17 protein-coding genes are annotated in these 10402 nt (G+C 60.5%); all 17 read left to right on the top strand.

Annotated features, from left to right (window positions below; genetic code table 11):
* Positions 1-3 precede the first annotated feature (3 nt).
* The 17 genes from ACF8Q6_RS11310 (at position 4) to ACF8Q6_RS11390 (ending at position 10402) form a co-directional block, all read left to right on the top strand.
* Positions 4-732, top strand: coding sequence for a helix-turn-helix domain-containing protein (locus ACF8Q6_RS11310; protein ID WP_392493305.1), 729 nt, complete (start codon positions 4-6; stop codon positions 730-732).
* A complete protein-coding gene (locus tag ACF8Q6_RS11315; RefSeq protein WP_392493306.1) occupies positions 729-1412 on the top strand; it encodes a replication protein P in 684 nt (227 codons plus the stop codon). Before ACF8Q6_RS11310 ends, ACF8Q6_RS11315 begins: the two co-directional genes overlap by 4 nt.
* A 24-nt stretch (positions 1413-1436) precedes the next feature.
* Entirely contained in the window at positions 1437-1733 is a 297-nt protein-coding gene (locus tag ACF8Q6_RS11320; protein WP_060494656.1) for a DUF1364 domain-containing protein, read from the top strand.
* Complete coding sequence (locus ACF8Q6_RS11325; protein ID WP_392493308.1) at positions 1730-2158, top strand: VRR-NUC domain-containing protein; 429 nt, start codon at positions 1730-1732, stop codon at positions 2156-2158. Before ACF8Q6_RS11320 ends, ACF8Q6_RS11325 begins: the two co-directional genes overlap by 4 nt.
* Positions 2155-3453, top strand: coding sequence for a tyrosine-type recombinase/integrase (locus ACF8Q6_RS11330; protein WP_392493309.1), 1299 nt, complete (start codon positions 2155-2157; stop codon positions 3451-3453). Before ACF8Q6_RS11325 ends, ACF8Q6_RS11330 begins: the two co-directional genes overlap by 4 nt.
* Positions 3450-3713 (top strand): hypothetical protein, encoded by a 264-nt coding sequence (locus tag ACF8Q6_RS11335; protein WP_392493310.1) that lies wholly within the window; start codon positions 3450-3452, stop codon positions 3711-3713. Before ACF8Q6_RS11330 ends, ACF8Q6_RS11335 begins: the two co-directional genes overlap by 4 nt.
* Positions 3710-4027, top strand: coding sequence for a hypothetical protein (locus tag ACF8Q6_RS11340; protein ID WP_319297940.1), 318 nt, complete (start codon positions 3710-3712; stop codon positions 4025-4027). Before ACF8Q6_RS11335 ends, ACF8Q6_RS11340 begins: the two co-directional genes overlap by 4 nt.
* A gap of 11 nt (positions 4028-4038) precedes the next feature.
* Entirely contained in the window at positions 4039-4617 is a 579-nt protein-coding gene (locus tag ACF8Q6_RS11345; RefSeq protein ID WP_392493311.1) for a hypothetical protein, read from the top strand.
* Positions 4618-4803: 186 nt separating this feature from the next.
* Positions 4804-5460: a hypothetical protein gene (locus tag ACF8Q6_RS11350; protein ID WP_319297839.1), complete on the top strand. Its 657-nt coding sequence runs from the start codon at positions 4804-4806 to the stop codon at positions 5458-5460.
* Positions 5435-5608: a hypothetical protein gene (locus ACF8Q6_RS11355; RefSeq protein WP_319297837.1), complete on the top strand. Its 174-nt coding sequence runs from the start codon at positions 5435-5437 to the stop codon at positions 5606-5608. Before ACF8Q6_RS11350 ends, ACF8Q6_RS11355 begins: the two co-directional genes overlap by 26 nt.
* A gap of 154 nt (positions 5609-5762) precedes the next feature.
* Entirely contained in the window at positions 5763-6086 is a 324-nt protein-coding gene (locus tag ACF8Q6_RS11360; protein WP_319297835.1) for a phage holin, lambda family, read from the top strand.
* Positions 6087-6090: 4 nt separating this feature from the next.
* A complete protein-coding gene (locus ACF8Q6_RS11365) occupies positions 6091-6285 on the top strand; it encodes a hypothetical protein (protein WP_319297833.1) in 195 nt (64 codons plus the stop codon).
* The gene (locus ACF8Q6_RS11370; RefSeq protein ID WP_392493312.1) at positions 6285-6623 is read left to right on the top strand and encodes an HNH endonuclease; all 339 of its coding nucleotides are present in this window, start codon (positions 6285-6287) and stop codon (positions 6621-6623) included. Before ACF8Q6_RS11365 ends, ACF8Q6_RS11370 begins: the two co-directional genes overlap by 1 nt.
* A gap of 158 nt (positions 6624-6781) precedes the next feature.
* Complete coding sequence (locus ACF8Q6_RS11375; RefSeq protein WP_064490651.1) at positions 6782-7258, top strand: terminase small subunit; 477 nt, start codon at positions 6782-6784, stop codon at positions 7256-7258.
* A 3-nt stretch (positions 7259-7261) separates the two neighbouring features.
* Positions 7262-8941, top strand: coding sequence for a terminase large subunit (locus ACF8Q6_RS11380; RefSeq protein WP_014591182.1), 1680 nt, complete (start codon positions 7262-7264; stop codon positions 8939-8941).
* A complete protein-coding gene (locus ACF8Q6_RS11385; RefSeq protein ID WP_085983377.1) occupies positions 8938-9099 on the top strand; it encodes a hypothetical protein in 162 nt (53 codons plus the stop codon). The genes ACF8Q6_RS11380 and ACF8Q6_RS11385 overlap by 4 nt, the downstream gene beginning before the upstream one ends.
* A complete protein-coding gene (locus ACF8Q6_RS11390) occupies positions 9092-10402 on the top strand; it encodes a phage portal protein (protein ID WP_392493314.1) in 1311 nt (436 codons plus the stop codon). Before ACF8Q6_RS11385 ends, ACF8Q6_RS11390 begins: the two co-directional genes overlap by 8 nt.

Consider the following 10402-nt stretch of genomic DNA (forward strand, 5'->3'; position numbering starts at 1 on the left):
GCCATGACCTGGGCCCTGGCTATTCCGAAGTCCTCTCTGGAGAACCCTGCAGCTCGTCACGTCCTGCTTTGCCTAGCCAACTATGCCGGTACCGATGGCCGCGGCGCCTTCCCATCGGCTGCAACGCTATCCGAGGACACCGGCCTGTCTGAGCGCACCATCCGCCTAAAGCTCGACGAGCTGGAGGCAGCTGGCTGGATCGTGGCAGGAAACCAGGCTATCGCGGCAGCTTACATCGACCGCCGTGATCGCCGTCCCATTGTGTACGACCTTCAACTTAAACGAGGTGCATCTGCTGCACCTCGTAGAGAACGGGGTGCAGGAAACCGCACGGGGTGCAGCTCGCAGCAGAGCGGGGTGCAGGAAAACGCAGAACGGGGTGCAGCAGCTGCACCCAATCCGTCAGGTAACCGATCTACTCACTCTCTGCGCGAGCCATTCGAAATGTTCTTGGAGTGGGTGCCGGATCAGGACCTACTCAAAGCATATGCGCTCCGTTCGGGGCTCACCCTGGACAACTTCGGCTCCAAGGCAATCGCCGGGTTCGTGTTGCACCACGACGCGAAGGGTTTGGTTCAGACCGAGAAGCAATGGCTCGCCGCCCTCGTCAACTGGGTGAAATCGGACCTGGCCCGGGCAGCTCGATCCGCTACCGGCAAGCCGAGCGCGCCGCAATCGAGCTCTTTCGATGACGACGACACCTCATGGCTCCACGGAGGAGATGATCAATGAACCAGGTAGCCACCATCGCCCACGGTCTTTGGGCCAAAGTTCAAACCGGCCAGTACATCCCTGCTGGGGACACGCTTCCCGCCGAGATCAAAGCCGAGCTCGATCGGAAAACTGCTGCAGTGATCAATCGGCTGTTCCGTGATCTGCGGACCATCTTCAGCGCTTGGAAACAGGCCTGGCCGGACATGAACACCTACAAGGCCGCCAAGCAGCAGTGGCTGACGGCGTTCCTCGAGGCAGGCATCAACACCCCCGAGCAGCTGCAGTTCGGCCTGATGCGCTGCCGACAGTCAGGGCGTGAGTTCATTCCCTCGCCTGGCAAGTTCATCGAGTGGTGCCAGCCATCGCCGGAGATGCTCGGCCTGCCAACCTTGGCGGCTGCATTTCGCGAGGCGACTAGAAACTCCCATCCTGCGATGGCTGGCCGTGGTAGCTGGAGCCACGATGCTGTGTGGCACGCGGCCAAGGAGTGCGGCTTCGAGAACCTCAACAAACTGCCATCCGATGCTTCCTCGAAACTGTTCGAGCGCAACTACACCATCGCCGTCCGCCGGATCGTAGCCGGAGAGCCGCTGCAGAAGATGCCGCTGGCACTTTCCGCCGAGGTTGCCGGTAACCGGACACCAGAGGTCGGCAATACCGCTCTGGCCGCCATGCGCGCCCGCCTTGCAGGCCGTTGAACACAACAGCTAGGAGCTTGATCTATGCGCCAAACCAAGTTGACCAAGGCCGCGCGCGGCCGCGAGTGCCAGGTGCGCATCCCTGGCGTGTGCAACGGCAACCCCGAGACCACCGTCCTGGCGCACTACCGCCTGGCCGGAACCTGCGGCGTCGGCAAGAAACCACACGACCTGCAAGGCGCCTGGTCCTGCAGCGCCTGCCACGACGCCTGTGACGGTCGCAGTCGTGACGTGGATCGCGCCACCGCGCGCCAGTACCACGCCGAGGGTGTCATGCGCACCCAAGCGCTGCTGCTCAATGAGGGGGTGCTGATCGCATGAATTCGCCCGCCATTCGCCCGTTCAGGGCCAAGCCGACTCGCGCCAAGCCCGTAGACCGGGAAGGGCAGGAGCAGGCCGCGCTGATGCAGGAGCTGCAACTGCGCTATCCGCAGGCCTACAAGCTGATCTACCACGTCCCGAACGGCGGGCACCGGATCAAGGCCGTGGCCGCCAAGCTGAAGGGGCAGGGCGTCAAGGCTGGCGTGCCTGACCTGGTGCTGCCGATGGCGCGCGGCGGCTATTTCGGCTTATACATCGAATTCAAGGCCAAGCCTCCGTTCGATGCGCCTGTGTCGGCCAGCCAGGATGCCTTCCTGCAGCTGCTGACGAACGAGAACTACCTAGCCATTGTGTGCCGCGGCAGCATTGACGCCGTCGAGGCCATCCGCTCCTACCTGCTGCTGTCTGCCACGGTGGCCGCATGAGCGCGACCCGTGAAGTGAAGCTGAGCGAGGCCGAAGTGCGCCGCCAGGCTGCCGACATGTCAGTGCGCGATTTGCGCGACCCGCGTCACCCTGGCCTGTACCTGCGCTTCTGGAGCAACCGCGAGCGCGGGACTTGGCACCTGGTGCGCGGCAAGAAGTGGGTGCCGGTCGCCCGCTGGCCAGAACTGAGCGTTTCGGCGGTGATTGCCGAACTGCCCGCGCTGCGTCAACGCCTGCTGCGCGACCCGGCCACGGCGCCGGTGGTTTCCGGCATGGCCACCGTGGGCCAGTTGCTCGACTGGTACGGTGACCGCATGGCCCGCGACCGTTCTCTGTCGGCGAAGCGCAAGGCCGGCGCCCGGTCCGCCATTGCCCAGCACCTCAAGCCGCGCCTGGATGATCTGGCCCTGCCTGCCGTGAATGCCGATGCACTGGACAAGCACCTGATGTGGCCCTGCCAGGCCGAGGTGTCGCTGTCCTACCTGCGGCAGATGTTCGCGTTGCTGCTGACCGCCTTCCGCCAGGCCCTGCAGCTCGGCCTGATCGACCGCAACCCGATGGCGGGGATGCGCTTCAACGACTTCACCAAGGCCAAGATCCTCCCCAAGGCAGCCCGCCTGCGTGACGTGCAGTTGCCGGAGCTGATGCAGCAGCTGGCCCAGGCATTCCAGCAGGAGCCGGGTGACGCCATGCTGGCCCTGATAATGCTGGCCCACGGCACCCGGATCGGAGAGACCCGCATGGCGCGCTGGAGCGAGATCTCGCTGGCGGCGGCCGAGTGGTTCATCCCCGCCGCCAACGCCAAGACCCGTACCGAGCACCGCCTGCCGCTCACCGCCCAAGTGCAGGCGCTGCTGACCCGGTACCGGGCCATCCAGCAGGCCGAGGGCTACGAGGGTGTGTACCTGTTCCCGAATCGCCGTGGCCTGTGCCTGAGCGAGACGCAGGCCAGCAACGTGTTCAAGCGCCTGGGGCAGAGTGAGTGGACCAGTCACGACCTGCGCAAGGTATCCCGCAGTACCTGGACCGACCTCGGCATCGACGGCCACATCGGCGAGATGCTGCTGAACCACAAGCTGGGCAAGATCGCGAGCACCTACATCCACACCCAGGCCATGCAGCAGCGCCGCGCCGCGCTGGAGAAGTGGCACGCCTGGCTTGATCGGATCGGTTTCGCAGCCATTCACGGCCTTACCAAGGCCTTATTTGAAATTTCGCAGAATTCGCCAGAGGCCACAGCAGCCGTGGCGCCGAACGACCTTACCGCATTTGTAATTAGCGAGGATTCGAAATGACGAATATCGACACAATCCGCGCCGAATTTGAGCGCACCAACGCCCGCGATCACCGCCGCGAGCCCCCCAAGGGCAATAACTACATCGACCCGCTGGCCCATGCTGATTGGGAGTCGTTCCAGAAGGGGTGGGACGCTTCTCGCAAGTCGACGTGTGTCAAAAACCCTTTCGAGCTGATCATCGGGGACCCTGATGGGCAGTGGGCGCACGAGGTGGCCGAAAAGTCGCTGCGCGCCCAGGGCTTCAAGGTGGTCGGCTGATGAAGAAGCACGGCCCACCCTTCAAGAAGGCTGTGATCGAGCTGGGCAAGTGCCCTTTGTGCCGTGGGAGAGCGGTCACTCAGGGCTTGTTTCACGAACTGCCATGCGACCACTGCAACGCCTCGGGCTGGGTAGCGGCTGCAACTGGCGAGGCCCTGCCACTGGATGAACTGGTGACCCAGCTCAGCATGAGGCTGCAGGCCGCGACACGGCAGATTGAGCAGTTGAAGAAGCCTCTGGCCAAAGGCCCGGGTGCGCAGTATCAGGAAGGCAACCGGCTCGGCGCCGGGGGCAGCAACTACACCGGGGATTGAGGGGGAAGGACATGATTTACAGCAGCGTACTCGCGGCGGTCGTCTCGGCCCTGGCTGCAGAAGCGATCGACAACACCAGCAAGCAGTCCTGGCAGAAGCTATACGAGCCAGGCAGCGAAGACGGCCACGACATGGCCACCTTGAGCAGATCAGTGGAGCGCGGCGAAATCAGCCGTATGGATGCCGACTGTTGGGTGTTCGCGCGTTTGCATAGCCAGCTGAAGGCGCGCCACTGGGATGTCTTGGTGGCCAGGTTCAGCACGCACAAGGGCCGAAAAGTCCAGTCGATCAGCCGGCTGATCCCGATGGTTGCCTCCCATGCGCCGAAACTGTTCATCACCAGCGCCGTGACGGCCTGGGCGATTCCCAAGATGAAGGGCGCAGATGGAAGGCGGTCGAGCGACATGATCGTTCTGCCGGCTCAGTTCTACGACATCAATCGCTGGGACCCGGATGCCCGCCCGGAACGCACTCGTCGCCGCTGGAGGAAGGGTATTGAAGACGTGTTGGAGCAGATGGCCGAAGAAGCTCTGGAGGCGGCAGCAGACATTCTGAACCACGAAGGACTGTCGATGGAAAATGCCGCTTGACATCAAATGGCCGCATGGCCGATTATTTCCACATCCTGTCATTCCTGCGCGTTTATCAGGGGTGGCTAACGAAGCCCGGCATGAAGCCGGGTTTTTTTGCGTCCGGTGCTGGCTAAATGCCATTGCTATGCCATGTTTGGATGAATAGAATTCGCAGCCTTAGGGTGTGGATTTTCAGGGAGAGGTATGGAAGGCGCAGCGAACGCAGCGGTCCCCGCTGTACAAGAAGAACGAAAACGTCGCGTTCTCGAACTCAAAACGATCGTGAATGTCCAAACAGTCGCACCGTTGGTCCAGGCACTGGTTGAAGCGAACGAGCGTGATCTCATTGAGATCCACATTCGGCATAATGCGGGCGGAGAAGTAGACACCCTTGCAGCGCTGATTAACGCGATCGTGCATACCAAGGCTCAGGTAGAGATCACCATTGGTCGTTACCTGATGAGCGCGGCAGCCACTTTGTGGCTATGGTTCTGGTTGTGGCCAGTACCGCATGCCAAGTCGCTGATGCCCCTGAAGCCAGCAGTGCTTATGTACCACCGGCCTCGACAGCAGTGTTCTGACAATGGCGACTACTACTGCTTTGCAGAAAGCATGAAGGATGAAGATCCGGTCAAGCAGTCGCTGATGCAGAAGATTAAAGTTTTTGACAACCTTTTCGATGCGATGCTGCAGCGTCTGGGTTGGAGCAGCTTGAGCAGTGCTGCGTTGCTGCTCGATGACGTGCCGTATCAGCATCATTTGCAACACATGAAAGAGGCGTACTACGGGAATAAAGATGTCGTCATTCCCGTCTTCCCCGACCAAGGAGCAACAAATGAAGACGTTTGCACTCAGCAATAAAGCGTTCAACACCATAGGTGACGTGAAGCCGAGCCTAGATACCTCGTTGGAGCAGCTGCGTCGATTCAAGGAAGCCGATACCAATTTGCAGCAGCTGTGTGCTCGTAAAGGTATAGAAACACCCAAGCTGGTAGCACAGTCCAAGTAATCCCAGAAAACCCAGCTTTTGCTGGGTTTTTTGTTTTCGAGCCCTGGCATTCGCCGGGGCTTTTTCGTTTTCGGCCCCACCACACCCATCGCCCCGAGCTGGGTGTGCAGCTGGGGCCGAATCTATTCCGCTCCCCGCAACGGGAGGAATCGAGATGCCAAACATGCCTGAGAAGGATCCTGGCCTGTGGGCCGCTGTACTCACCTGGGTGATTGCCCATCAGCCCCAGCTTGGCGCCGCCGGCCTGTCCGTTGCGATCGCCGTCCTCCGGGTGGTTTATGGCGGTGGCACTCGCCGGCAGATGTTCTTGGAGGGCGCCTTGTGCGGCCTCATCACCTTGGCCTTGGTACCACTCCTCGAATGGATGGGGCTACCACAAAGCATGGCCACATTCGCCGGTGGCATGGTCGGTTTCATGGGAGTGGAGAAGCTTCGCGGCTACTCCGACATGTTCCTATCTCGCAAGGCTCAGGGGTAAGTAGATGATCACATTGACCGACAGCAACGGCTTCAAGCGTTACCTAGCATCCGCCGCCATCGCTCGTGTGGACGAAGCCTGCACCAGCAGCCAATGGCACGGCATTTGTGCCATCGTTCGCACTTTCGATGGTCAGGTGCTGGAGGTTAAGCAGCGGGCTGATGACATCGTGCGCCTGATCACCGAAACGAAAGGCTGATGGCCAGGCTCAAGACTCTCGGCTCTCGCATCAAGGAGAGCGCAGGCTCTCGGGTCAAGGTGGTGACACCAGGCAGTTGGCGAAGCGGCATGACCAGCTCTCAACGTGGCTACGATTACCGATGGCAGAAGGCACGGGAGCAGTACCTGCGTGACAACCCGCTGTGCATCTACTGCGAGCGGAACGGTCGCACAACTGCGGCCAGGGTTGTCGACCACATCGTTGCTCACCGTGGAGACATGGTTCTCTTCTGGGATCAGACCAACTGGCAGAGCCTCTGCAAGCTGTGCCACGACTCCGTCAAGCAGGCCGAGGAGGCAGCGGGGCTGGGTGGCTGAGGCGTCAGCGGATCGTCGAAACCAGGTGGAGCGACGCAGAAGCACGCCAATGACGTGCCGCGAAAGGGGTAGGGGGGTTAAAAGCTAGGGATTCTCATCTAGCTAGACCGCCACCGACCCCACGTACACATTTTTTCCCGTTTCAGGAAAAGTTAACCATGGCTTTAACCGACAAGAAGCGGCGGTTTGTTGACGCTTTGTTGTCGGGGGCCTCAAATCGCGAATCGGCGATCGCCGCCGGATATTCCGAGAAGACCGCGTCGCAAGCGGGCTCCAAGCTTGCGAAGGACCCCGATGTCCTCGCAGAAGTCGGGCGCCGTTTGAAACAAAAGCAGGCTTCCAGCACCGAGGTTAAACCCTCTCGAAAAGTTAAAGATGAACAGCCCCAAGACCTACAGGCCGACGAGCTGTCGTTAACCGAGACCGACGACCCGCGAGCCTTCCTTACTGAGCTCATGAATGCGGAAGGCGCCGACATGCGCCTGCGCTTGGAGGCGGCCAAAACCCTCATGCCGTATTCGCACGGCAAGGTCGCGGACCAGGGCAAGAAAGAGCAAAAGGCCGAGGCCGCGAAACAGGTCGGCAAAGGCAAGTATTCCCAAGGCAAGCCGCCCCTCTCCGTAGTGAAGAATTGATCTATGCAATGGACAACAGCCTGCCCGGACTGGTGGAGGTGCCTGGCTGCGGGCGAATCAATCATTCCTGATCCGCTGTTTCCAGACGAAGCAGAAGCCGGCCTTGAGGTGTTCAAGGGGCTGAAGATCGTTGATGCCCCGGGCAGTCCCACCATTGAGGCCGCCTGTGCACCGTGGGTCCTGGCGTTCGCCGGGGCCATCTTCGGGAGCTACAACAGCGAGACCGGCGAGCGCCTAATTCGGGAGGTGATGCTCTGCATCCCCAAAAAGAACAGCAAGTCCACGATTGCTGCCGGGATCATGCTGACGGCGCTGATCCGCAACTGGCGGCTTTCGGCTGAGTTCATCATCTTGGCGCCGACCAAGGAGATTGCCGACAACTCGTTCATACCGGCCAAGGACATGGTCAACAATGACGATGAGCTGAAAGCGCTGCTGCATGTCCAGCCGCACCTACGGCTGATCACTCATCGCGAGACCGGCGCCACGTTGAAGGTGGTGGCTGCGGATAGCGACGTGGTGGGCGGCAAGAAGGCGGTCGGCGTCCTGATCGATGAGGCCTGGCTGTTCGGCAAGAACCCCAAAGCCGCTGACATGATCCGCGAGGCCACTGGTGGTCTGCTGTCGCGACCTGAGGGCTTCATCATCTGGTTGACGACCCAGTCGAACGAGCCACCGGCTGGCGTGTTCCGCTCCAAGCTCAACTATGCCCGCGGCGTGCGTGATGGCCGGATCGACGACAACCGCTTCCTGCCGATCATCTACGAGTTCTCTCAAGAGATGATCAAGAGCGGCGAGGCGCGGAAGCCTGAGAACTTCCACCTGGTCAATCCGAACATCGACTACTCCGTCGACCGACCTACGCTTGAGCGCCTGTTTATGCAGGCTGAGCTGGACGGCGAGGCTGAATTGCGCGGCTTCCTGGCCAAGCACCTGAACATCGAGATTGGCCTTGCGCTGATGTCTGATGCTTGGGTCGGGGCAGAGTTTTGGGAGCCGCAAGGAGCAACGTGGCTAAACCTCGATGAAATTCTCACGCGGTGCGAGGTCATTGATGTGGGCGGAGACGGCGGTGGGCTTGATGACCTGCTAGGTCTTGCTGTGATGGGCCGGGAGGCTGGAACCCGCAGGTGGTTCCACTGGGCTCACGCCTGGGCGCACCCTTCGGTTCTGGAGCGCCGCAAGTCAGAAGCGCCACGGTTGAGGGACCTAGAAAAGGCAGGCGACATCACCATTGTGGAGCGCATCGGTGATGACGTTGAGCAGTTTGCGGCCATCGTTGCCCGCGTCAATGACACCGGCCTACTCGACAAAGTTGGCCTCGACCCGGCTGGCATCGGGGCAGTACTCGACGCGCTTGCGGATGCTGGCGTTGAGGAAGACAAGATCGTGGGCATCTCGCAAGGTTGGAAGCTCACCGGTGCAATCAAAACCACGGAACGCAAGCTTGCCGAGGGCACGCTGCTCCATTGTGGTCAGCCGCTCATGGCTTGGTCCTGCGGAAATGCCAAGGGCGTGCCTTCAGCCAACGCCTTCTTGATCACCAAGCAAGCATCGGGAACCGCAAAGATTGACCCGTTGATGGCAACTTTCAACGCTGTTTCGCTGCTGAGCCTGAATCCAGAGGGCAGGGGCGGAATGGATAACTTTATGGCAGGCATTCGGGATCCACTGATCGCATGAACGCATTTCATATTTTCATCGCCTGCGCAGTGATCGCTTTCTGCTTAGCATGCGGCGGGGTCTGGATGCTGGCTGGTACCGGCTGGGCTTTGCTGGCGGGATCGCTGAGTTTCTTCTGCATCGCCGGCTTCATCCGCAGAGGGCTTGTCAGTGATTAAAACCCTATCCCAGGCATTGGGGGCTGCTGCCACCAAGCCTTCAGCCAGTATGAGTGAATGGCTGGGCAAGACCATCAAGCTGTCGGATGGAGGTTTCTGGAGTGCCTCCAACGGCGCCCAGTCCAGTAGTGGTAAGTCAGTCAGCGTCGATAAGGCCATGCGCCTTTCTACCGTGTGGGCATGCGTTCGGATCATCTCGACCTCGGTAGCAGGCTTGCCGTTGAGCATATACCGGCGCATGCCAGATGGCAGTCGCGAGAGTGCGCGAGACTTCCCGCTCTACGATGTGGTGCACACTAGTCCCAATGAAGACATGGCTGCGTTCCATTTCTGGCAGGCTGTCGTCGCCTCGATGCTTTTATGGGGCAACGCTTATTGCGAGATCCACCGATCAGCCGGGCGTGTGATTGCCCTGGATTTCCTGATGCCATCGAGGGTCGATCTTGAGTTCGACGACGATGGCCGACTGAGGTATTTCTTCAGGCCCCGAAAGGGGGCGAGGCGAGAGATCCAGCGGCAGGACATGCTGCACATCCCGGCCTTTACCCTGGATGGGCGAGTTGGCCTTTCTGCTATTCGGTACGGTGCGGATGTGTTCGGTTCGGCAATGTCGGCAGACGATGCCGCCAACAGCACTTTCCGCAACGGCATGATGCCCACGGTCGCATTCTCGGTCGACAAGACGCTGAACCCGGCTCAGCGCGTCGAGTTCCGTGAGTACGTGAAGACGATCTCCGGGGCGTTGAATGCAGGCAAGAGCCCTGTGCTTGAGCAGGGTGTGAAGCCGGAGATGATTGGTATCAACCCCGCCGATGCGCAACTGCTGGAGTCGAGAGGGCACAGTATCGAGGAGATCTGTCGATGGTTCGGTGTCCCTCCCTGGATGGTGATGAAGACCGATAAGGGAAGCAACTGGGGCACAGGACTGGAGCAGCAGCAGATCGCGTTTCTCACCTACTGCATCATGTCCTTCACTGCGCCAATTGAGCAGTGTGTGAACAAGTGGTGCATGACGGCCGTTGACCGGATCAAGTTCTATGCCGAGTACTCGCTTGAAGCATTCCTGCGTGCAGATAGCGCAGGCCGTGCGGCCTATCTCAGCACGATGGGGCAGAACGGCTACCTGACTCGAAACGAGGGGCGGCGGAAAGAAAACCTTCCCAGCATGCCTGGTGGCGATGTACTGACCGTGCAATCGAACCTGGTGCCGCTGGACCAGCTGGGTAAGCAAAACGATGGTCAGGCCGCCCGGGCCGCACTGATGAACTGGCTGCAAGAGCCGGAAAGCAAATCACGGGAGTAA

This window comes from Pseudomonas sp. GLN_2 (assembly GCF_043106005.1).
GTDB classification, from domain to species: Bacteria; Pseudomonadota; Gammaproteobacteria; order Pseudomonadales; family Pseudomonadaceae; genus Aquipseudomonas; species Aquipseudomonas alloputida.